Below are 21,150 nucleotides of genomic sequence, written 5' to 3'. Positions count from 1 at the left end.
CGCGCGGCACCGCACTCGTCGGAGCGGGCATGGGGATCGTGGCGGTCTGTTACGGCATGGCGCGGTTCGGCGTCGGTTTGGCAGCCCCCGAATCGTGGACGAGGGCATCGTCAGCGCGTCACAGCTGGCCTTCGCCTCGACCGGTGCGTTCGTCACGTATGTCGCAGCGTGCGCCCTCAGCGGCGTGCTGTTGGGCCAGGGCCGGTGGCGGGCAAGCCTGCTGATGTGCCTTCTCACCGGGAGTGGGGGATGCCTCGTTCTTGCCTCCGCCACGACCGCGTGGGTCTTCCTCACGGGAGCTGCCGTCGCCGGCGCTGCAGCCGGGTTCGCCTCCGGCGCGATCGCCTACCGCATCACCCGTGACACCCCCGCACACATCGAGCCCCGCGCGCAGGCCGTCGCCAATGCCGGGACGGGGGCCGGGGTCGCGCTCGCCACGGCGCTCATCATGCTGCCCGGCGGCTGGCGGACACTGTTCACGGCCGCGGCAGTGCTCGCGATCCTGTCGGTCCTGGGCTTCCTCGCACTCACGCGGGAGACGACCCGCCCCGATACCCCCACGCAAGGCTCCGAGACGCCGGGCCGCGTGGCCGCCCTGGCGCTCCCCGTGGCGCTGACGATGCTCATGGGGTTCGGCAGCTCCGTCTTCTGGACCTTCGGTCGCAGCACCGCAGAGGACGCCGCGTCCCTCGACGAAGGCGCCTCCCTCCTCTTCTGGGGAGCGATCGGGGCCGCAGGTGTCGTCGGCGCGCTCTCCGGCGATCTCTCCGCGAGGTTCGGCACCCGCACGTCGTGGTCGGTGAGTTCACTCCTGCTCGGCGCGAGCATCGCAGGCCTCCCCTTCGCGACGGGGCTCCCGATGGCTGCTGCCTGTGGCTGCGTGTTCGGAGCCGTCTACGTCATCGCGTGCGGGCTGACCATCGAGCTCGCCCGTCAGGCGTGGCCTCACGCCATGGGAACCGGCACCGCCATCCTGTTCGCGACCATCGCAGTCGGTCAGGGGGCCGGTGGCGGCGTCTCCGGACTCCTCCTCGACGTCATCGGCATCACGGGACTCTTCACCGTCGGCGGAGCCCTCACCGCACTGGGCGCGGGCCTCGTGTGGCTCCTCCCCGCGCGGACCTCGCGACCACCTGAAGAACGCGACGCGCACACCCGGAGCCGTCATCGTCGGCGCCCGGGAGACGGGGTGGTCTGCGCGTTGGCTGGTGGAGAAGGGACGCCATGACGACGCGCTCGCGGTGCTCGGCATCGACGGCACCTACTTCGGCTTCGCGCTGATCGGAGCGGTGGCGCTGGTCTTCATCCTGGTCGTGCCCGAGACTCGCGGCCGTTCGCTGGAGCGGCTCGAGGAGGAGGCCACCGACGGGACGATCTTCCGGAGCAACCTGTGGAACACCCTCCGAGGTCGCGTCAGCGGGCGATCTCGCGGTGACCTGCGTCGATGCGGCGGGTCCACCCTCGGGAGTCGAGGTGTTCCAGTAGGGGGATGACGACGCGTCTCGTCGTGTCGAGTGCCTGGCGCGCTTGGCTCGTGGTGAAGGGCTGCGGCAGGCCCGCGAGGACCCGCATGGCCTGGGCGGGGGCCAGCGGGAGGAGCAGGACGTCGTCGGGGAGGCGGATCAGCCGGCCGGCGTCGACCGCCGCGGCGATCTGTCGTGGGCCGAGACCGGCGGCGTCCAGGTCGGGCTTCTCCGGGGCGGCGAACGGCGTCTGCCGCAGGCGCGCCTCGATCGACGCGAGCCCGGCCTCGGCGGCGCCGAGGTGTGCCGTCAACCCCGGTTCGTGCACGCGGCCACGTGCGTGGGTGAGGCCGGCCTCGGCGGCCAGGGGTGCCAGCAGATCCAGCGTCGGCAGACCGACCGCGCGACGTGCCGCCTCCGCCGGCATCCACGGCTCGAGCGGGTGTTCTCGGGCGTAGGCGGCGGTGGTCGAGCGCAACGCCTCGCCCCACTCCCGCCAGGTCGTGTCGTCGACGAACACCCCCGCCCGCAAGGCGATTCCGGCCGGGGGAGCGGTGATCTCGTCCTGGGACACGCCGAGCCGTCGGGCCTGCTCCGGCGTGAGGTGGCCACGGTCACGTACCTCGGTCGCGAGGGATGCCGCCTCCGAACGCGTCGTGAGATCGGCCGCACGGCGGGCCCCGGCCCCGCGCCGGGTCAGGGCCGGCGGTGCGACGTCCAACACCATCAGCCCCGTGACCGTGCCGGTGCCCGGATCGCGCAGCAGGGCGCGGTCTCCCTGGGCGAGCGGGAGCGAGACGGGCAGCGTGAGGCGGGCGACGTCGGTACCGAGGGGACGCACCCGCGCCTGCACGCCCGCGGTCCCGATGTGCAGCATGAGGTGTTCCGGCAGCTCGGCGGCCCCCGCCACGCCCTCGGGCAGCGTGAGCCTGACGTCGAGCACCGACGTCGTCGGCCAGGAGTCCGGCGTGAGCAGAGCGTGCCCCCGGTGGATGTCGTCGGTGGTGATCCCGCGCAGGTTGACCGCGACCCGGGCGGGCGCGAGGACCTCCTCGTGCGGCTCCTCCAAGGCGTGCAGGCCGCGGACGGTGACGCGGCGACCCGCGAGATCCAGGGTGTCGCCCACGCGGATCCGCCCGGAGCCGAGCGTGCCGGTGACCACCGTGCCGGCCCCGCGGATCGTGAACGCCCGGTCGACCCAGAGCCGCACGCGGGCGTCCGGATCGGGAACCGGCAGTGAGCCGACGAGACCGAGGACGGCCTCCTTGACCGCCGCGATCCCCTCGCCGGTGCGGCTTGAGGCGGCCAGGGCCTCGCGTGGCTCGATGCCGACGGCGCGCAGCTCGGTCACCGCCCGTTCGAGGGCCGGGGCCGGGTCGGCGAGGTCGGCCCGGGTGACGACCACGACGACGTGCCGGACGCCGAGCGCCGCTGCTGCCGCGAGGTGTTCGGCGCTCTGCGGCATCCACGACTCGTCGGCGGCGACGACGAACACCACCGCCGGGGCGGGCCCGAGGCCGGCGAGCATGTTGCCGATGAAGCGGCGGTGCCCGGGCACGTCGACGAACGCCACCCGGTCCCCGGAGTCCAGTGTGGTCCAGGCGAATCCGAGGTCGATCGTGAGCTCGCGCCGGCGTTCCTCCTCCCAGCGGTCCGGTTCCATGCCGGTGAGCGCCCGCACGAGGGAGGACTTGCCGTGATCGACGTGCCCGGCCGTGGCGACGACGTGCATCCTCACGAGACGTCCCCGTTCGCGGCGGCGATGGCCCTGAGCCGGTCGTGGATCACGTCGTCGTCGGTGGGAGCGACCGCCCGCAGGTCGAGCAGGCACCGTCCACCGCGGACCCGGGCGATGATGCCGTCGCGGCGCAGCGGCTCGGCCCGGTCCGCGGCCACGGCGATCGCCACGCTCGGCAGCACGACACCGGGAGCGCCGCCGCCTCCGACGGCCGCCACGTGGTCGACGACCTGCGCGTCGACCCCGCTGCCCTGCAGCCGTTCGGCGAGGGCCTCGGAGCGGCGGCGGAGCACGTCGAGGTCGGCGTGCAGCGCCGCGTGGGTGGGCGTCACGCCGCCGGTGAGGGTCGCCTCCAGCGCCGCGAGGGTGAGCTTGTCGACCCGCAGGGCTCGCGCCAGGGGAGAATGGCGCATCCGCTCCACCAGATCGGCCCGGCCGAGCACGATCCCGGCCTGCGGACCGCCGAGCAGCTTGTCCCCGCTGGCCGTCACGAGGTCGGCGCCCGCTGCCAGGGTCGTGGCGGCGTCGGGTTCTCCGGGCAGGAGGGAGTCGGGGCGCAGGAGCCCGCTGCCGATGTCGACGACGAGGGGCACGCCGGCGGCCGGGGAGTCGGGGCGTTCGCGCAGGTCGCGCAGGAGGTCTGCCAGCTCGGCCACGTCGACCCCGTGCGTGAACCCCTGGACGACGAAGTTGCTCGGGTGCACCTTGAGGACGAGGCCGGTGCGGTCGGTGATCGCCTCCGAATAGTCCCGCGCCCAGGTGCGATTGGTCGTACCGACCTCGACGATCGTCGCGCCCGTGGAGGCGATGAGCTCGTGCAGCCGGAAGTTGTCGCCGATCTCGACGATCTCACCGCGACTCATGACGACCTCGGGGCGACCGAGCGCGACACCCAGTGCGGTCGTGGCCAACACGAGTGCGGCGGCACCGTTGTTGACGACGAGGGCGTCCTCGGCGCTGGGCACCGCGGCCGAGAGGGCCGCGAGGGTGTCGCGCCCGCGTCGTGCCCGCAGGCCGGTGGCGGTGTCGAACTCGACGTCGACGTGCCCGGCCGCACGGAGCAACGCCGCCTTCGCGTCCTCGGACAGGCAGGCACGCCCGATGTTCGTGTGCAGCACCACACCGGTGGCGTTGATCAGGGGTTTCATCGTCGTCGACGGCCTGGAGCTCACCGACCGGCGCGCCTCGGCGGCGACGTCCTCGGGGGCGATCTCACCGGCCCGCGCGCGCTCCTGCGCTGCGATCACGGCTCGTTTGACGAGGTCCGATCCCTGCCGCGCCACGAGATCGCCGAGGTCGGCGAGCACGGTGTCGGTGCGGGGGATCCGGCGCCTTCGATCCGGGTCCGTCATCGACGATCCCTCCTGCTGGTGCGGTGACGACTCCGGCGAGACTAGTCGCCATCAGCGCGTCCGGCTGTTTCCCGGCGTTCCGGCCGGTCATGATGGGGGCGACGAGAGGAGCATCCATGGAGGCGGGGACGCTGTCACCGGCCGAACTCCCCTTCGGCGCGCGGGTACGTGCCGTGTTCACCAAGTACGACGGCCGGCCGCACTGGGAGTACGACCTCGTCGTCCTCGGCGTCGACGAGTACGGGGTGTGGGTCGGCGGAGCCCCCGGCGGGCACATCGCCCGGCCCGGACTGGAGTTCACGTCCGACGCGTACTGGGTGAGCCTGTACCCCCACGAGGGCATGTGGGTGGCGACGATCAACGACACCGGCGGCACGTTCAGCTCGCGGGTCTACGTCGACGTGACCACGCAGGCGTCGTGGTGGCACCGTCCCGACGGGGTCCTGCAGGTGAGCGCGGCCGACCTCGACCTCGACGTCATCCGCCGGTTCACCGGTGAGGTGTTCGTCGACGACGAGGACGAGTTCGAGGACCACCGCCGGCAGATGGGGTATCCGGCCGACCTCGTCGAGGGCGCCCGGAACACGGCGACGATGCTGTACGACCGCCTGCGCTCGCGCGGAGAGCCGTTCGAGGAGGTCGCCGAGAGCTGGGTCTCGTTCTGTCGCGAGCGCGTGAGCAGCGACGAGGCCGGTCGGGCCGTGGTCGATCGGGAGCCGGACGCCGATGTGGCGGTGGAGGATCCGCCCGAGGACGCCTCCTGGACGTTCGAGGCGCCCGAGCCGGCGGAGCAGGCCGCGCCCCCGGTGGCCGAGCACCCGGCCGAGGTCGACGACACCGGCGAGGAGGATCTTCTCGCCGTGTGGGCCGACGAGAATCGTGACCGTCCCCTCGTGCCCGAGGTGGAGGCCGACGACGGACCCGCGGTCGAGATCGAGCGGGAGGACGACGATCTCCCGGTCGAGGACGACGTCGAGTGGAACTCGGCGCCGTACGCCTCGGGGGAGGCGGACTACCCGCACTCCGGGCCGTCGGTGGCGCGTGACTTCGCCGACGTCGAGGGCATCGACACGAGCCCTGTCGATCCGAGCGAGATCACCGGGCTCCTGGTGACGACCGAGACCGGGCGCGAGTCGCCGCTCTGGTTCGACGGGCGTTCGGTCGACCCCGAGGAGGTCGACATCACCGGAGAACTCGCCGACCACCTGCGCGACTGGACCGACCGATGGAACCGCGACTTCGATCCCGTGCGTGGGTGGCATCCGCGGGCGGTCATCGGCGACTACGAGGCCCTCGGCCGATGGCTGGGCCGGCGCGTCAAGGACGAGGTCGGCGGACTCACGGTCACGCTGCAGCTCGCCCACCTGGGGCGTTCCAGCCTCACCGAGATCCCCGCCGCCGACGAGCGAGACCCCGAGATCGTCGAGCTCGACCCCCGCGTCGACGGCGATCTGCCCGTCCGTGGCGACATCGTCACCTTGGCCGGCACGGTGGGCTGCTTCTCCTCGGAGGTCAACACGCGCCTGTCGGCGTGGGCCGAGTCCGGCGGTGGCGACGAGGTCGAGGCCGAGGAACTGCGCTGGTTCATGGGATCCGAGCTCGGCCCGGATTACCGGGTGCTCTGAAGGGCCTGGCGCCCCACCGTCTCCAGGCACAGTTCGCTGCTCGAGCGGCCGCGGGTCAGCGGTGACCCGGCGGCGGTCCGCTGCTGGCCCTGATCACCAGGTGGGCGGGGACGACCGTGGAGACCGGGTCGGGGTCGGCGACGGGGGAGCCGATCCGTTGCAAGAGGAGCCGGACGAGTCCGTCGCCCACCGCGGAGAAGTCCTGGCGCACCGTCGTCAACGGGGGCCAGAGGTATTCGGCCAGGACGTCGTCGAATCCGACGACCGACACCTCGTCCGGGATGCGCCGCCCCGCCTCGTGGAACGCGCGCATGAGCCCGGCCGCCATCTCGTCGTTGGCCACGAAGATCGCGGTGACCTCGCGGTCTGCCGCGAGCACCTGACCGGCGGCGTACCCCGATGCGGGACTCCAATCGCCCCGCAGGACCGGAGGAACGGGACGTCCTGCCGCCGTGAGGAACTCGCGCCAGGCGTGCTCACGCAGCCGTGACTGGAGCGAGCTCTGGGGACCGGCGAGCATGTGCACGCATGCGTGGCCCAATCCCAGGAGATGACCCACGGCCTGTTGAGCCCCGCCGCGCTGGTCGAACCCGACGGCGGGGTGGGCCAGGGACCGGGAGTCGGCCACGACGACCGGCAACCGGCCGGGAGCCTTCAGGCGGTCGACGTCGGAGGTCTCCAGGCCCAGCACGACCACGCCGGCCACGCCCGGCCCGATGCGGGCGAGTGCCTCGTTGAGGTCGCTCGCCGCTCCGGTGGAGGCGTCCATGAGCGTCACGGCGTACCCGCGGTCGTGCGCGGTCGTCGCCACCGCCTGCACGATATTGGCCTCGCCGGTGCGGGTGAGGTGATGGACGACGATGCCGATCATGTCGGAGCGACCCGACCGCAGGGCGCGGGCCGCGCCGTTCGGCGTGTACCCGACCTTGGCCATCGCCTCCAGCACCCGCGCGCGTGTCTCCGGGCTGACGTTCTCGGCGCCGTTGGCCACACGCGACACCGTTTGTGCCGAGACATTCGCCAGTGCCGCGACGTCGCGGGCCGTGGCTTGTGTGGACCAGCCCACGCCACCACGACGCGAGCCCGACGCGGATGTCATGAGGCCCGCAGCCCGAGGGTGAAGCGCGTGGTGTGGCTGCGCCCCGGGCCGAGTCGCACCAGATGCCGGCCCGTGCGGAACGCGTCCGCCGCACAGGTCATCGGCTCTGCGGCCAGGCCGCTGCGGAGCCAACGCTGCGGGAGTCCGTCGCCGGTGAACACCTGCCAGTACCGGACCCCCTCGACGGCCAGCACGAACGCCGTCACCCCGTCGGGATCGGTGAGGCGCACCTCCGGGTGAGGGCCGTGCGCGGCGAAGCCGTCGTCGAGCCGGGTGTCACCGATCCGGCGACGGCTGCGGAAGTCGACGTCGGGGGGATGTCGGTGGACTCCGCGACGGGCAGGAGCCGGTCGTCGACCTCGACGCGAGTCTCGACGTCCATGGACAACTGGCAGTCGTCGAGGCGGTGCGTGCCGGGGGAGAGCCACGGGTGGAAGCCGGCACCGTACGGCGCGTCGGTGTCACCGAGGTTCGTCGTCACCAGCGAGACCGACAGGCCGTCGGCTCCGAGGTCGTAGCGCACCCGGCTCTCCAGAGGAAACGGGTAGCCGGCCCGGGGGACGAGCTCGAGCGCCATCTCGATCGCGGAGTCGTGGGCCTCCACACAACGCCACCGGGTGTGGCGTACGAGCCCGTGGATCGCGTTGTGTCGCTCGGGCTCGGAGAGGTCGAGTCGGTAGGTGGCACCGTCGAACTCATACGTGCCGTCGCCGATCCGGTTGGGCCAGGGGAGGAGGACGGCGCCGTGCACGGCCGGCGGGAGCTCGTGCTCGCCGAACGGCACGACGACGTCGCGATCACCGACCCGGTACAGGCGAAGGGCGGCCCCGACCTCGGTGATGATCGCCACCTGATCGCCGTGGCGGAGCTCGTACTGGCGGCCCGTGGACGAGGGGGTCTTCGTGCTGGTCATGCCACGCGCTCCCCGGCCGCGGACGGCACGGCGAGGTGTAGTGACGGTGTCGCGATCCCGGCCTGCGCCGCGGCGCGAATCACCGCCTCCCCGACCTTCTCGGCGTCGGCCGACCGTACGAGCGCGATGGCGCTGCCACCGAACCCTCCTCCGGTCATGCGCGCGCCCAGGGCACCGGCGACGCGGGCGGCCTCGACGGCCACGTCCAGTTCGGTGCAGCTCACCTCGTAGTCGTCCCGCAGCGAGGTGTGCGAGTCGTTCATCAGCCTGCCGACCTCGGGCCAGTCACCGGCCTCCGCCGCCCCGACGAGGTCGCGCACCCGCTGGATCTCGGTGACCACGTGCCGAACTCGGCGACGGGCGGTCTCGTCCTCCAGGGACGCGAGCGCCTCGTCCAGGGCCGTGATGTCGGCGAGCGTCGGCACCCCGAGGCGCGCCGCGGCGGCCTCGCAAGTGGCCCGCCGCTGCCCGTACTGCCCGTCGACGAGCGCGTGGTCGGCGCGGGTGTCGATGACGAGGAGGGCCAGCCCCTCGCGGTCCAGATCGAGGGGGACCTGACGGATCGACCCGTCGCGGCAGTCCAGCAGCAGGGCATGGCCGGCCCGGGCGCGCAACGACGCCGCCTGGTCCATCCCGCCGGTCGGGGCTCCGGCCACCTCGTTCTCCGCACGGACGCACGCCCGGGCCAGCCGCGCGCGCCCGGCGTCGTCACCATCCAGCGGGGTGCCGGCGAGCGAGGCCAGGCCCAGACCGACCGCGCACTCGACGGCCGCGGAGGAGGAGAGGCCGGCGCCCAGCGGAACGCACGACACGAGCGCGAGATCGAACCCGGGGACGTCGAGCCCGTCCTCGCCCAGCGCCCAGGCCGGCCCCGCACAGTAGGAGACCCAGCCCTCGTCGAGCCGGCCAGGGGCGATGTCGGCGAGCGTTCCCTCCCACCGCTGTTCGGCGCCGAGGTCGGTGACCACGCGGACGCGATCGTCGTCCCTGCGGGTCACGGCCGCGTAGGTGCGGTGCGGGAGCGCGATGGGCAGGCACAGGCCCCCGTTGTAGTCGGTGTGCTCACCCACGAGGTTGACGCGCCCGGGGGCGGCCCACACCTCCTCGGGCTCCGATCCGAAGGCTGCCGCGAACGACGCCGTCGCCCGCGCGGCGGCCTCGTCGTCGGTCCAGGCCTGCTCCCATTCGCCCATGTCGACTCCCTCGTCCACACGCCCTGACGGGCCTCGACGAGACCGGGGATCACCACCGGAGACCGACCACCTGATGCCGGAACCTCGCCCGCCCATGTTTGCGCTAACAGTTGCCAGGATCATGGCACGACGGCCGCTCGTGGGCAATACCCGATCTCCTCTTGACAGAACGGGAATAGGGGCAGAGGATCGCTCCCATCGCGACGATGGTGACGCAAACATGAGCTCCCCGGAGCCCGGCCCGAGCGCCACGTCGAGGCGACCCACCGGCCGATCAGAGAGGGGACCTCATGGCCACCGAAACGCTCATCGATGCGGGCGTCGTCGACTACCTCATCCTGGCGATCTACTTCGCCTTCGTCCTCGGGATCGGGGTCCTGGCCAGACGTCAGGTCTCCGACTCCTTGGACTTCTTCCTCTCGGGCCGGTCGCTACCGGCCTGGGTGACCGGTCTGGCCTTCGTGTCGGCCAACCTCGGCGCGGTCGAGATCATGGGGATGTCGGCCACCGGCGCCGAGATCGGACTCCCGACCGTCCACTACTTCTGGATCGGGGCCATCCCGGCCATGATCTTCCTCGGCGTCGTGATGATGCCCTTCTACTACGGCTCCAAGGTGCGGTCGGTGCCGGAGTTCATGCTCCGGCGTTTCGGCCCCGGCGCTCACCTGGTCAACGCCATCTCGTTCGCGCTGGCCCAGCTGCTCATCGCCGGCATCAACCTGTACCTGCTCGGCAGCATCGTGCACGCGCTGCTCGGCTGGCCGCTGTGGGTGGCGCTCATCGTCGCGGCGGCGATCGTGCTGTCCTACATCACCTTCGGTGGACTGTCGGCGGCGATCTACAACGAGGTCCTGCAGTTCTTCGTCATCGTCGCCTCGCTGCTCCCGCTGGTGTTGCTCGGTCTGCACCGGATCGGTGGCTGGCAGGGCATGGTCGACCGCATCACCGAGGCATCCGCCGCCGGTGCCGGTGCGCCCGCCGCCCAGCAGCTCAACTCGTGGCCGGGACAGGCGCTCTCGGGCTTCGACAGCCCGATCCTGTCGGTCGTCGGCATCGTGTTCGGCCTCGGTTTCGTGCTGTCCTTCGGCTACTGGACCACCAACTTCGTCGAGGTCCAGCGCGCCATGGCCTCGGAGTCGCTGTCCGCGGCCCGCAAGACGCCGATCATCGGCGCCTTCCCCAAGATGTTCGTCCCGTTCATCACCATCGTCCCGGGCATGATCGCGGGCGTCCTCGTCGTCGAGATCGCCCAGCTCAAGGCCGGCGGAAGCCCGCCCGGCGGCGCCTCCGGGCTCGGAGTCACCTACAACGACGCGCTCCTGCTGATGATGCGTGACCTGCTGCCCAACGGTCTGCTCGGGCTCGCGATCACCGGTCTGCTCGCGGCGTTCATGGCCGGCATGGCGGCCAACGTCTCGGCCTTCAACACGGTGTTCAGCGTGGACATCTGGGAGTACTACGTCGTCAAGGGTCGTCCCGACGACTACTACGTCAAGATCGGTCGCGTGGCCACGGTGCTCGCCACCGTCGCGGCCATCTTCACGGCGTTGATCGCGGCGAGTTTCAGCAACATCATGGATTACCTGCAGACGCTGTTCGGCTTCTTCAACGCCCCGCTGTTCGCCACGTTCATCCTCGGTATGTTCTGGAAGCGGATGACCCCCACCGCGGGCTGGGTCGGGCTCGTCACCGGTACCGGCAGCGCCGTCTTCATCTGGCTGCTCGGCCAGTGGGGCGTCATCGACCTGCCCGGCCAGGGCATGGCGTTCGTCGCGGCCTCGGTCGGTTTCGTCATGGACATCCTCGTCAGCATCGTCGTCTCGCTGATGACCAAGCCGAAGCCCGTCGAACAACTCCGCGGACTGGTCTACTCGGCCACGCCCAAGGAGGACCTCGTCGATCCCCACGAGGCCGGGATGCCCTGGTACCGGCGCACGCTGCCGTTGGCCGGTATCGCCCTCGTGCTCGTGACCGCGCTCAACCTGATGTTCTAAGAGGAGAGACCCATGTCGACTTCCGCACCCACGGCGCACACCGCCGGCATCTTCGACATCCGCTCGATCATCGGGTTGCTCCTGGCGATCTACGGCGTGATCCTCGTCGCGATGGGAATGTTCGCCGATCCCGCGCTGGAGAAGACCGGCGGCGTGAACGCCAACCTCATCGCCGGGATCGCGCTGCTCGTCACCGGCGGGATCTTCCTGGTCTGGGTCAAGGTCCGGCCCATCGTCGTCGACGAGACCGCCACGTCCGAGGGCGAAAGGCGTTCCGGACACTGAGGATCCGCACACGCAGCAGGGGTCGTCGACAACGTGTCGGCGACCCCTGCTGCGACGTGGCGGAGGCGGACGGGGATCGAACCCGCCAGGCCGAGATGCTCGACCTCGTCGGTGTTGAAGACCGCGGGGCCCACCAGGAACCCAGACGCCTCCGCGCACCACTGTAGGGCGTGGCGCACGGTTCGTCCGTGACAGATGCACGGGTCCACCGGGCGGTGGCCGAGCAGACGCTGTCGGACATGAAGATCACCACGAACCTCGACACCCGCACGCACGAACCGCATCCATCCGGCCGCGCCGCCGCAGTCGGACATCACCTGCTCGCACGGTGGCCGTCGGTCCTCGGTCTGCTCGCACTCGCCGGCAACATCTCCGACCCCGATCCCCACCTGACCGCGATGATCATCATCCTGGCCTCGACGTGTTACCTCGGCGCGGCCGCCGTCGGCTCGCGACGGAGTTCCTGGGTGATGGTCGTCGTCGTGAGCATCGCCGTCGTCCTCGCCCGCCTCACCGGACTCGACGTGACCGCCACGCCTCTGGTGATGGGAGTGGGATTCGCCGTCTACGGCCTCCTCCGTCACACGGGATCGGCCCGACGCGAGGTCGGCCTCCAGAGCGCGGGATTCGTCGGCTTCGCCGCCATCGCGCTCACGGCGATGCTGTCCGGGCCGGCGCTCGCCGTGTACCTGGCGGCCGCCGCAGCGCTCGGGCACACCGTCTGGGACGTGATCCACCGGGTCCGCGACAAGGTCGTCAGTCGCTCGCTCACCGAGGCCTGCTTCGTCCTCGACCTCGGTCTGGGCGTCGCGCTGTTGGTGACGGCCTGGGCGATGCAACCGCTGTGACCAGGTCCCGTCGTCCCTTCCACCGCGCTCACGGCGCTGCCGGATGGGGTCACCCCTGCCCTGCGCGCCCATCGCGGTCGGCGGAGTCGACCGCGCCCCCGATGGTGCGCCGACTCGACGCAGCGCCCGAACGTGGCGCCTCCCGCGCCCCCACCCGCCCCCTCGACGGGGACAGCGCCCGCCTCCTCGGGGACGAGCTCACGGGGGTGTGGCGCGGCGTCCACGGTGACGTCCTCCGATCGGACGGGTGACGAGGGCGGATCGGTTGATTGATTCGACGGGCACAGCGGGCATCGTTGCCGCCACGGCGTCACACCCCCCACGGTGTTCACGCCACGCCGTGACCGCTCGTCGAAGGAGAACGGACATGCCGATCCTGAGCTACCGCGCCACGGTGTCTTCCCGGGGCGAGGGCCGCGGGCGATGACCTCACCGTGACCGACTCACCGCGGGCGCAGCAGGCGCGGCTCCTGGTCCTGACGCTGCTGCTGCTCAACCTGCCCATCGTCCTGCTGCTGGCCTCGAGCCAGGTCCGCTGGGTCCCCGGCGCGCCCGCCCTCGGAGTCACCCTGTTGCTGCTCGGGTACGCCGTGACGCAGGGGCTGGTACTCCACGGTGCGGTCACGCCCTGGGTGGACGGCGCTGGGCCGCAGGTCGCCGACCTCGGCCTGGTGCTCTCCACGGTGGCGCTCGCAGGACCGCTCACCCTCCTGGCCGAACCGTCGGCCGTTCCCTGGTCATGGGTGGCCGGATTCGCCGTCGGTGCCCTGGTGGTGCTGCACCCCTGCGGTCGGGGCGCAGTCCTCGTCGCCGCCGTCGTCCTGGGTGGCGGCGCCGTGAGCGTGCTTCTCGGCGGCGGCCTCAGGGATCTGCTCGTCCTCACCCTCGTGACCGCGGTCGGCGTGGCCGGGATGGGTGCCCTGACCGTATGGCTCCTGCGCCTGCTCATCGCGAGCGAGACCGGGCGGGAGGCACGCACGGCCCTGGCCGTCACCCAGGAGCGGCTGCGGCTGACCCGCGACCTCCACGACGTCCTCGCCCAGAACCTCACGGTCATCGCCCTCAAGGCCGAGCTGGTCGCCGACCTCACGGTCGCCGACCCGGCAGCGAGCTCGGGACAGGCCAGGGAGATCCGCACGTTGGCCGAGGCCGGCCTCCAGCGGGCCCGGGCGACGCTGCGGGGCCACGATCCGCTCGACCTGGACGAACAACTGCGCACCGCTGTCCGTGTGCTCGCCTCGGCAGGCATCGCCACCCAGGTCGATGCCACCCCCGTCGGGACGGGCGATGCGTCGCGGTACCTGGCAGCGGTCGTGCGGGAGGGTGCGACCAACGTGCTGCGCCACAGCGGGGCCACGACCTGCGCGATCACCGTGACGACCGGGCCGGGGGTGCCCGCCTGGCCATGACCAACGACCGGCCGCACCCACCGACCGGGCCGAGCGGGACGGGCCTGCGCGGTCTCGCCGAACGGGGTCACCCGCTGGGGGCCCGCGTGTCGTCGGCGGTGGTGGGGGAGAGCTTCGTCCTTCAGGTCGACGTGCCGAGGGGTTCCGCATGATCCGGGTGCTGCTCGTCGACGACGAGGAGCTGATCCGCGAAGCCCTTCGCTCGCTCCTGGAGCGCGAGGCCGACATCGAGGTCGTCGCCTGCGCCGCCGACGGGAGGTCGGCGGTGGAGGCCGCCCGGGGTCAGCGCCCGGACGTGGTCGTCGCGGACCTGACCATGCCGGGCCTCGACGGTCTCGGTGTCGTGCGTGAGCTGAGCCGGGTGCTGCCCGACTGTGCGGTGGTCATCCTCACCGGATACGGCAACCCGCTCGCGATCCGGCGCGCGTTGAGTTCGGGCGCGCGGGGGTTCCTCGCCAAGGGGGCGCCCGGCACCGCGCTGGCCGACGTCGTGCGGCGGGTGCAGGAGGGAAACCGCTACGTCGATCCGCTGTTGGCCGCGGACGCGTTGACCGCACCGCCCTCACCACTCACCGCCCGGGAGAGTGAGGTACTGCTGGCGGCCGGCGCCGACGGGGTGGTCAAGGACGCCGCGCGTGCCCTGCATCTCGCGACCGGCACGGTGCGGAACCACCTCACGACCGCTGCGGCCAAGCTGGGGGCGCGAGGCCGCGTCGAGGCCTACCGCCTCGCCCGGGACCACGGCTGGATCTGAACCCCTACCGCAGGGCTTGGGCGAGCATCACGATGATGCCCTCGGGGCCTGAGCGGACCGGTCAGTCGGACACCGCTCCCGCGCGGCGCAGGTGGCGGTCCGCTCCGGCGGTGTCTCCCGAGCGGCGCAGGGCCTGGCTCATGAGCAGGTGGACCTCACCGTCGTCGGGCGTCTCGTCCAGGAGCTGCGCGAGCTTGTCGCGGGCGGCGCCCAGGCTGGCCGAGGCCAGCAGAGCGCGAGCGGTCAGCAACTCCAGCCCGCGGTCACCATCGAGCTCGGGTCGCAGGGGCTCCAGCAGGTACAGGCATCCCAGCGGGTCGGGGATCTCGAGCAGGGCCCTGGCCGACCGCAGGCGGCGGACCTCATCCGGCACCTCCCGCGCCGGTGTGAGGGCCGCGATCGCCTCGGCGAGGATCTCGGGCGGCTGCGCGCCGGCCGCGACGATCCGATCTGCCTGCACGAACGTCGGGGAACTCTGCACACCGAGGGCGCGGCCGGTCAGGAGCGCCTCCCTGGTCGCTCGTTCCAGCGGGTCGTCGCGCAGGTCGTCGCCCGGCTCGAGGTAGGCCGGGGCGTCGACCCCGTCCACCGAAGGGCGCGGACGCGGGAGGCCGTGGCGCTCGGCGATCGGGTCCAGCACGTCGAGTCGTGCCACGTCGCATCCGGCGACGAAGTGGGCGTGCAACAACTCCTCTGCGACAGTCCACTGGAGTTCCGGCCCCGCCGGCCCGGCCGCGGTGATCAGACGCTGGGCGCCCCAGCTGTTGGCGCGCCACCGTGGACCCCATCCCGGTCCGATGCCGAGGTCGGCCGCCAGCCGACGGACCTCGAACGTGCGATCGCTGCGGGAACCGCCGGCGGGCGTCCGGTCCTGCAGGTCCTCCCAGGCGCGTGCATCCCCGAGGACCTGGTCCAACGACTCGGACGGACGCGGGGCGGAGGGGTCGATGAGGTAGGGCTTCCAGCGCACCTCGACGTCGTGCCCGACCTCCTCCAGAGCCAGGCCCAGCCGCCGAAGCCCGATGTAGGCCCAGGGGCAGAGCACGTCCGCGTACATGTCGAGAGTGATCACCCGCACGAGACTAGGTGGCTGCCGATCGGTCCCGTCGATCAGCGGCGGAAGACGGCGGGATCGGCACCTTCTAGAGGAGCCCGCGTTGGTAGCCGACGCGGACGGCGGCGGCGCGGTCGTTGACGCCGAGCTTGGCGAAGGCGTGATTGAGGTGGGTCTTGATGGTGGCCTCACCGACGTGCATGCGGGCCGCGGCGGCGCTGTTGGTGAGGCCTTCGGCGACGAGGCGCAGCGCCGCCAGTTCGCGCTCGGTGAGGTGTTGTTCGGTGCGGCGGTGGGCCAGCACGGCGAGCGCCTCGGCCGTGAGCACCGGTCGGCCGGCAGCGAGTTCGGTGACGGCGTGCACCAACTCGCTACGGCGGGCGTCCTTGAGCAGGTAGCCGTCGGCCCCGGCCTCGAGGCTGGTGCGGATGTCGCGCTCGGTGTCGTAGGTGGTGAGCACGAGGATGCGCGGGGTGGTGCGACCTCCGGCGCGCAGAGCGACGATCGCGTCGAGCCCGTCCCCGCCGGCCATCCGCAGATCCAGCAGCACCACATCGGGCCGGGTCGCGTCGATGACCACCAAGGCCTCGCGTCCGTCGGCGGCCTGCCCCACGACCTCGATGCCCGCCTCGGCCTCGAACATGCCGACCAGCCCGCTGCGGACCACCGGATGGTCGTCCACGACGACGAGCCGGACCACGCGCTCGGCGGAGAGCGCCGGGACGACCGGATCAGTCGCGTCGGCGAGGTCCTCGGCGCGAGATCGTGGGCGTGGGTCGTCGGTGCTCATCGTGGGATGGCCGCGGTCAGGACGCAGCCGCCTCCTTCACGAGTCTGCAGGGTGAGGGAGCCGCCCGCGGCGGACATCCGGTGACGCATGCCGGGCAGGCCGCACCCCTCCCGGTGAGGTCGAGGCAGCCCGGTTCCATCGTCCTGGACCGTCAATCGGATGTCGCCGGACAGGTAGGCCAGGGTCACGTCGACGCGGGCGGCCCGAGCGTGCCGCGCCACGTTCGACAGCGCCTCCTGGCACACCCGCAGCAGGTCGGCGTCGTGAGCGCCGTCGACCGGCCGTCCGACGACCTCGAACTCGACCGTCACACCGCTGGAGGCGGACCACCCGGCCACGAGGGTCCGCAAAGCCCCCGGCAGATCGGTCTCGTCCAACCTCGGGGAGGCCAGCGCGGCCACGGCACGGCGGGCCTCGCCCAGGCTTTCTCGGGCCGTGGCGTCGGCGTCGCCGAGATGTCCTCGGGAGTCCTGCACGGTCGTCGCCTCGGCGGCCGCCTCGATCTGGCGCAGGAGGGCGATGAGTCCCTGGGCGACGGTGTCGTGGATCTCGCGCGAGATCCGTTGCCGCTCCTCCAAGGCGCCGGACTCCCGGGCCTGCCGGACCACCTGGTCGCGGAGCTCGGCGTTGACCCGCTCGGCCTCCTGCAGGTCGGCCAGGGCCTGCTCGAGGCGGGTCACCGTCCGCTGTCGATGGCCGTCGACCTGCACCATGAAGACCGCCAGGGCGCCGTTGACGACGAGCAGCAGCGCGAAGAGGACCGGCCGCTCCAGCGCCCCCTGCGGCCCTCCCGACTGGGCCAGGGCGTTGAGCGAGGCCGCGGCGACGAGAGCGGCGGGCTGGGCGGCTCCGGAGAAGACCGCGACGGCGTCCAGGTAGCCGACGAACGCGTACACGCCGAACAGTGGGCTCAGGGTCAGCAGGCCCAGGGTGAGCAGCAGGTTCAGCACGAAGCAGGCCACCAGTGCCCGCCTGGACCGTGCCCGATGCCCCCACCACAGTCGCAGCGCGACCGTCACCGCTGTGAGGCCGAGCACCGAGGCGAACCAGACGGAGCCACGAGGGCGGGTGTCGACCGCCGCGACACCGATGAACGCCAGGGCCAGCAGCACGTACGGGGTCCACGCCAACGCCCGGCCCAGCGGCGGCCCCGAAGGAGCGTGCCGTGGACCGGGCGTCCGGGACTGCACGACGTGGGTCATGGCGCCTCGAACCGGAAGGTGCGGGCGGCCACGGCTGATGCGACCGTCGTCCAGACGAGCAGGATCGCCATGGAGGCGGGACCGGGCCACTGCCCCGACATCGCCCGCAGCATCCCGTCGGCGGCGGCGCCTCCGGGAGTGAGGTCGGCGACGGCGGTCAGGGCCGGAGGGAACAGCGCCCGCGGGACCCACATCCCGGCCATGAACCACATGCAGGCGGCGACGAACCCGCCGAGGCCGGCCCCGACCCGGGAGGTGCGGGCGATCCCGCACAACAGGGCACCGACGGCCAGGAACGACAGCGCGGCCAACGTGGCCGTGAGGGCGAAGGCGGCCGGATTCGCCGGAAGAGGAAGGCCGAGCAGCGCCGGCACCACCACGAGGACGAACGACATGCCCAGACTCAGACCGAGCACCAGGACCACGATCGCGGCGAGGAGCTGCCAGGCCGGAGCCGGCGTGGTGCGTAACCGTCGCAGCACTCCGTGCTCGCGGTACTGCGTGACGATCGTGGGCAGCACCTGCAGCGCGAGCACGGAGGAGGTGAAGAGCACCAGCACCGGTTGGTAGACCTGGGCGAAGCTCAGCCCGTCCAGGAACGGCCGCGGAGCCGCCACGGGAGGGACCAGGGGAGTGATGACGGCCGCCAGGAGCGGCAGCAGGACGGCCCAGATGATCGGGCCCGGCTCGCGGGCGAGGAGGCGAGTCTCGTTGCCGAGCAACGCCGTGAAGGGCCGGCGGGTGCTCATCGGTCGACCTCCTCGGCGGTCAGGGCCAGGTAGGCGTCGTCGAGGGTGGGGCCGGTGATCCGCAGTCCGTCGAACCGGATGTCGGCGCGCGTGAGGTACGCGAGTACCTGTTCGGGGCCTCTGGCGGTGGTGCGCACCGCGACCCGTGATCCCGTCACCGTCACCTCCCGGACGGAGGGCAGGTCGTGCAGCCCGTCGAGGGTGCACGGCGGCTGGTCCGTGGTGAAGCAGATCAGCGTGTGCCCTCCACTGTGGGCCAGCTCGGCCGGGCTGTCGAGAGCGGTGATCCTGCCCTCGGCGACGATCGCGACCCGATCGCAGAGGAATTGGGCCTCCTCCATCGAGTGGGTGACGAGCACGATCGTCAGGCCGTCTGCCTTGAGATCGACGAGGAACCGCCAGATCTCGCGCCGGGCCGCCGGGTCCAGGCCGGTGGTCAGCTCGTCGAGGATGGCGATCCGCGGCCGGCCGACCAGGGCGAGGGCGACCGACAGACGCTGCCGCTGGCCACCGGAGAGGTGCTCGAATCTGGTGTCGGCATGCCGGGTCAGACCGAACCGGGCCAAGAGCTCTGCGGTGTCGCGGGGAGCCCGGTAGAAGGTGCGGTAGAGGTCGATCGCCTCACGCACGGTGATCTTGGCCGGTTGCCGGGCCTCCTGCAGCTGTATCCCGAGCAGCTCACGGAGTACGCGATCCTCGTGGGTCGGGTCGAAGCCGGCCACCTGCACCGATCCGCCGTCGCGGGGGCGCAGACCGCCGATCAGCTCGACGGTCGTCGTCTTGCCGGCTCCGTTGGGGCCGAGGATGCCGAGCACCTCGCCCTCGCGGACGGTCAGGTCGATCCCGTCGACCACGGCGCGGCCCGAGTAACTCTTGCGCAGACCCGCCACTTCGATGATGTCCATGCGGTCCACGGTCCCCCCGTGGGCGACCTGGCGCGTCCACCGATCGGCTCAGCCCCGCCGGCGGCTCGGTGGAGGCGTGAGCGGGGGCGCCGGCCCTACGTCGAGGACGCTCCGACGTGAATCCACGTGAGCACACTGCGCGCATCAAGGGAGATGCAACGACATGAGAGCACTTCGATATTCGATCAACGTCACCCTCGACGGCTGCTGCCACCACGAGGCGGGCCTCCCTCCCGACGAGGAGTCGATGCGGTACTGGGCCGCCGAGGAGATGGAACGGGCCGACGCCCTGCTGTTCGGCCGGGTCACCTACGGGATGATGGAGTCGGCATGGCGCCGTCCCGCCACGGGCACGTGGCCTGAATGGATGAGTGAGCGGGAGTTGCCGTTCGCCGAGTCCATCGATCCGGCGAAGAAGTACGTGGTGTCGAGCACGCTGAGCGGGGTCGATTGGAACGCCGAGCTGGTGCGCGGCGACCTGGGGCAAGCGGTTCAGAGGCTCAAGCAGGAACCGGGCGAGTACCTGTACGTGGGCGGCGTGACGCTCCCTCTGGCACTGGCGGAGCTGGGGCTGATCGACGAGTACGTCTTCCTCGTGCAGCCGGTCCTCGCCGGACATGGGCCGACGTTGTTCGCCGGTCTGCGCGAACGCATTCAGCTCGACCTCGTGGATCGTCACGAGTTCCGGTCGGGGGTGGTGGCCATGCGGTACCGGCCCTCGTGAGTCCTGGCGTGATGATCGATCACCTCAGACCACCGCCACCAGCGGCTGTGAGTGCCCCTGTCGGGCCGTGCGACTGCGTCCTCCTCGAATCGGTGCGGGCGCCATGCCCCGCCGGTCAGCCGAGAGCTGCGCGGCCCCGGTCAGCCTGCCGACGCTGATGCGTCGGTCTCCTTGGGATGCCCTGTCGAACACCGCTCCAACCGGACGACCCCGCGCACTTTCCCTGCGGGTCGGGCGTGACCACGAAGTACCAGATCCGGCCTCCGTCAGACACCTTGTACTGCCGTCGGCCGTAGGTCACGCCCTGCCAAGAGACCCGGGCATAGTCGGCCTTGAGCTTGTACTGGCGTTGCGTCTCATCCAAGGGGGCTGCCGTCAGCCGGTCCCAGGCATCGGTGGTGGCGCTACGTGTGGTGGACAGCAGATCGGTCCAACCCTTGGCAGCAGCGTTGCTGTGAAACTCGACGCGGTACTCGATTCGTTCACCGGTCGCGGGACGGAGCCTGCTTCTTGCTCACGTGAGGACGGGGCGCTGTACTGCGACCGGCTCGTCCAGGAGATTCAGATCAGCACCGGCGGGGTCGATCCCGGCCGCATAGGCAGTCGCACTCTCCTTCCAGGCTTCGATCTCGATGGAGAGCTTGCGGAAATCGCCGATCGAGGCGCACGCACGGGCCGTCCGGAGGTACTCCCCGACGAAACTGCGCCGGTGCTCATCCGGGAGGAAATCGATCCAGGGCAGCACGTCGGACATGCTGTCGGAAATTCGGTCTGCAGTCCGTTCGTCCAGGCTCGCGGCGATCAGCCGAGAGAGCTGATCGAGCACGCCGATCTGGCCATCGTGCCGGGTCGCGTTGGAGACCACGAGATCCTCCTCGCCGCGCCGGGTCAGGCGGATGTCCTCACCGGCGGCATCGGCCAGCACCTGGGTGGGGCGGCGGATGAAGTCGCTGAACGTGGCGGTGCGCATGATCCCATCAATGCAGAACTAGTGCAGAAGTCGCAGGCGTTCCCCGGCTCCAGGCCACGGTGGGGTTTGGCGCGTGCGTTCGG

At 71.6% G+C, this 21,150-nt stretch carries 18 protein-coding genes, 1 tRNA gene and 1 pseudogene; 8 read left to right on the top strand and 12 right to left on the bottom strand.

All coding sequences use genetic code 11. The features are described 5' to 3' along the window. The first annotated feature begins 94 nt into the window (after nt 1-94). Nucleotides 95-1,228, top strand: coding sequence for an MFS transporter (locus QQK49_RS14535; protein ID WP_284304551.1), 1,134 nt, complete (start codon nt 95-97; stop codon nt 1,226-1,228). Nucleotides 1,229-1,413: 185 nt separating this feature from the next. Here QQK49_RS14535 and selB read toward each other — a convergent pair whose 3' ends face one another. Together selB and selA are read right to left on the bottom strand one after the other, a co-directional pair. Beyond that, nucleotides 1,414-3,195: a selenocysteine-specific translation elongation factor gene (selB, locus tag QQK49_RS14530; protein WP_284305917.1), complete on the bottom strand. Its 1,782-nt coding sequence runs from the start codon at nt 3,193-3,195 to the stop codon at nt 1,414-1,416. Between the two features lie 2 nt (nt 3,196-3,197). Then, nucleotides 3,198-4,553 carry an L-seryl-tRNA(Sec) selenium transferase gene (gene selA, locus QQK49_RS14525; RefSeq protein WP_284304550.1) on the bottom strand — a complete coding sequence of 452 codons (1,356 nt, stop codon included), beginning with the start codon at nt 4,551-4,553 and terminating at the stop codon, nt 3,198-3,200. 116 nt (nt 4,554-4,669) lie between these two features. On the opposite strand from selA, the gene QQK49_RS14520 reads away from it, so the two are divergent. After that, nucleotides 4,670-6,178 (top strand): DUF402 domain-containing protein, encoded by a 1,509-nt coding sequence (locus tag QQK49_RS14520; protein ID WP_284304549.1) that lies wholly within the window; start codon nt 4,670-4,672, stop codon nt 6,176-6,178. Nucleotides 6,179-6,233: 55 nt separating this feature from the next. Here the strand turns inward: QQK49_RS14520 and QQK49_RS14515 are convergent, their stop codons facing one another. The 3 genes and pseudogenes from QQK49_RS14515 to galK all read right to left on the bottom strand — a co-directional run bounded on the left by QQK49_RS14515 (nt 6,234) and on the right by galK (nt 9,383). After that, nucleotides 6,234-7,277 carry a LacI family DNA-binding transcriptional regulator gene (locus QQK49_RS14515; protein WP_284304548.1) on the bottom strand — a complete coding sequence of 348 codons (1,044 nt, stop codon included), beginning with the start codon at nt 7,275-7,277 and terminating at the stop codon, nt 6,234-6,236. Beyond that, nucleotides 7,274-8,190, bottom strand: a pseudogene (locus QQK49_RS14510) (aldose 1-epimerase family protein). Before QQK49_RS14510 ends, QQK49_RS14515 begins: the two are co-directional and overlap by 4 nt. Continuing rightward, nucleotides 8,187-9,383 carry a galactokinase gene (gene galK, locus QQK49_RS14505; protein WP_284304547.1) on the bottom strand — a complete coding sequence of 399 codons (1,197 nt, stop codon included), beginning with the start codon at nt 9,381-9,383 and terminating at the stop codon, nt 8,187-8,189. Before galK ends, QQK49_RS14510 begins: the two are co-directional and overlap by 4 nt. 290 nt (nt 9,384-9,673) lie before the next feature. On the opposite strand from galK, the gene QQK49_RS14500 reads away from it, so the two are divergent. Both QQK49_RS14500 and QQK49_RS14495 read left to right on the top strand, forming a co-directional pair. Continuing rightward, nucleotides 9,674-11,377, top strand: a complete 1,704-nt coding sequence (locus QQK49_RS14500) for a sodium:solute symporter family protein (protein ID WP_284304546.1) — start codon at nt 9,674-9,676, stop codon at nt 11,375-11,377. Between the two features lie 12 nt (nt 11,378-11,389). Beyond that, nucleotides 11,390-11,662 (top strand): hypothetical protein, encoded by a 273-nt coding sequence (locus QQK49_RS14495; RefSeq protein WP_284304545.1) that lies wholly within the window; start codon nt 11,390-11,392, stop codon nt 11,660-11,662. A 57-nt stretch (nt 11,663-11,719) separates the two neighbouring features. Here the strand turns inward: QQK49_RS14495 and QQK49_RS14490 are convergent. Then, a tRNA-Sec gene (locus QQK49_RS14490) sits at nt 11,720-11,815 on the bottom strand. Between the two features lie 35 nt (nt 11,816-11,850). On the opposite strand from QQK49_RS14490, the gene QQK49_RS14485 reads away from it, so the two are divergent. From QQK49_RS14485 to QQK49_RS14475, 3 genes are all read left to right on the top strand, one after another. After that, nucleotides 11,851-12,510 carry a hypothetical protein gene (locus QQK49_RS14485; protein ID WP_284304544.1) on the top strand — a complete coding sequence of 220 codons (660 nt, stop codon included), beginning with the start codon at nt 11,851-11,853 and terminating at the stop codon, nt 12,508-12,510. Nucleotides 12,511-12,944: 434 nt separating this feature from the next. Further along, nucleotides 12,945-13,919 (top strand): sensor histidine kinase, encoded by a 975-nt coding sequence (locus QQK49_RS14480; protein ID WP_284304543.1) that lies wholly within the window; start codon nt 12,945-12,947, stop codon nt 13,917-13,919. Nucleotides 13,920-14,067: 148 nt separating this feature from the next. Further along, a complete protein-coding gene (locus QQK49_RS14475) occupies nt 14,068-14,673 on the top strand; it encodes a response regulator transcription factor (RefSeq protein ID WP_284304542.1) in 606 nt (201 codons plus the stop codon). Nucleotides 14,674-14,734: 61 nt separating this feature from the next. Here QQK49_RS14475 and QQK49_RS14470 read toward each other — a convergent pair whose 3' ends face one another. The 5 genes from QQK49_RS14470 to QQK49_RS14450 form a co-directional block, all read right to left on the bottom strand. Continuing rightward, a complete protein-coding gene (locus tag QQK49_RS14470) occupies nt 14,735-15,745 on the bottom strand; it encodes a DsbA family oxidoreductase (protein ID WP_284304541.1) in 1,011 nt (336 codons plus the stop codon). 70 nt (nt 15,746-15,815) lie between these two features. After that, the gene (locus QQK49_RS14465; protein ID WP_284304540.1) at nt 15,816-16,517 is read right to left on the bottom strand and encodes a response regulator; all 702 of its coding nucleotides are present in this window, start codon (nt 16,515-16,517) and stop codon (nt 15,816-15,818) included. Next, a complete protein-coding gene (locus QQK49_RS14460; protein WP_284304539.1) occupies nt 16,514-17,719 on the bottom strand; it encodes an ATP-binding protein in 1,206 nt (401 codons plus the stop codon). The genes QQK49_RS14465 and QQK49_RS14460 overlap by 4 nt, the downstream gene beginning before the upstream one ends. Then, complete coding sequence (locus tag QQK49_RS14455) at nt 17,716-18,468, bottom strand: ABC transporter permease (RefSeq protein WP_284304538.1); 753 nt, start codon at nt 18,466-18,468, stop codon at nt 17,716-17,718. Before QQK49_RS14455 ends, QQK49_RS14460 begins: the two co-directional genes overlap by 4 nt. Beyond that, the gene (locus QQK49_RS14450; RefSeq protein ID WP_284304537.1) at nt 18,465-19,373 is read right to left on the bottom strand and encodes an ABC transporter ATP-binding protein; all 909 of its coding nucleotides are present in this window, start codon (nt 19,371-19,373) and stop codon (nt 18,465-18,467) included. The genes QQK49_RS14455 and QQK49_RS14450 overlap by 4 nt, the downstream gene beginning before the upstream one ends. 163 nt (nt 19,374-19,536) lie before the next feature. Between QQK49_RS14450 and QQK49_RS14445 the strand changes: the two genes are divergently transcribed. After that, a complete protein-coding gene (locus QQK49_RS14445) occupies nt 19,537-20,097 on the top strand; it encodes a dihydrofolate reductase family protein (protein ID WP_284304536.1) in 561 nt (186 codons plus the stop codon). 514 nt (nt 20,098-20,611) lie between these two features. On the opposite strand, the gene QQK49_RS14440 is transcribed toward QQK49_RS14445, so the two are convergent. Beyond that, nucleotides 20,612-21,067 (bottom strand): hypothetical protein, encoded by a 456-nt coding sequence (locus tag QQK49_RS14440; protein WP_284304535.1) that lies wholly within the window; start codon nt 21,065-21,067, stop codon nt 20,612-20,614. Between the last annotated feature and the right edge of the window lie 83 nt (nt 21,068-21,150).

It is taken from the genome of Mobilicoccus caccae (assembly GCF_030161635.1).
Classification (GTDB): domain Bacteria; phylum Actinomycetota; class Actinomycetes; order Actinomycetales; family Dermatophilaceae; genus Mobilicoccus; species Mobilicoccus caccae.
This window is presented reverse-complemented; position numbering and strand designations above follow the sequence as displayed.

Excerpts from the sequence above, each read along its gene's own strand:
- QQK49_RS14515 (WP_284304548.1), bottom strand. The coding sequence starts at position 7,277 with ATGACATCCGCGTCGGGCTCGCGTCGTGGTGGCGTGGGCTGGTCCACA.
- QQK49_RS14465 (WP_284304540.1), bottom strand. The coding sequence starts at position 16,517 with ATGAGCACCGACGACCCACGCCCACGATCTCGCGCCGAGGACCTCGCC.
- QQK49_RS14455 (WP_284304538.1), bottom strand. The coding sequence starts at position 18,468 with ATGAGCACCCGCCGGCCCTTCACGGCGTTGCTCGGCAACGAGACTCGC.
- QQK49_RS14475 (WP_284304542.1), top strand. The coding sequence starts at position 14,068 with ATGATCCGGGTGCTGCTCGTCGACGACGAGGAGCTGATCCGCGAAGCC.
- selB (WP_284305917.1), bottom strand. The coding sequence starts at position 3,195 with ATGCACGTCGTCGCCACGGCCGGGCACGTCGATCACGGCAAGTCCTCC.
- QQK49_RS14445 (WP_284304536.1), top strand. The coding sequence starts at position 19,537 with ATGAGAGCACTTCGATATTCGATCAACGTCACCCTCGACGGCTGCTGC.
- QQK49_RS14460 (WP_284304539.1), bottom strand. The coding sequence starts at position 17,719 with ATGACCCACGTCGTGCAGTCCCGGACGCCCGGTCCACGGCACGCTCCT.
- QQK49_RS14520 (WP_284304549.1), top strand. The coding sequence starts at position 4,670 with ATGGAGGCGGGGACGCTGTCACCGGCCGAACTCCCCTTCGGCGCGCGG.
- galK (WP_284304547.1), bottom strand. The coding sequence starts at position 9,383 with ATGGGCGAATGGGAGCAGGCCTGGACCGACGACGAGGCCGCCGCGCGG.
- QQK49_RS14440 (WP_284304535.1), bottom strand. The coding sequence starts at position 21,067 with ATGCGCACCGCCACGTTCAGCGACTTCATCCGCCGCCCCACCCAGGTG.
- QQK49_RS14495 (WP_284304545.1), top strand. The coding sequence starts at position 11,390 with ATGTCGACTTCCGCACCCACGGCGCACACCGCCGGCATCTTCGACATC.
- selA (WP_284304550.1), bottom strand. The coding sequence starts at position 4,553 with ATGACGGACCCGGATCGAAGGCGCCGGATCCCCCGCACCGACACCGTG.
- QQK49_RS14450 (WP_284304537.1), bottom strand. The coding sequence starts at position 19,373 with ATGGACATCATCGAAGTGGCGGGTCTGCGCAAGAGTTACTCGGGCCGC.
- QQK49_RS14500 (WP_284304546.1), top strand. The coding sequence starts at position 9,674 with ATGGCCACCGAAACGCTCATCGATGCGGGCGTCGTCGACTACCTCATC.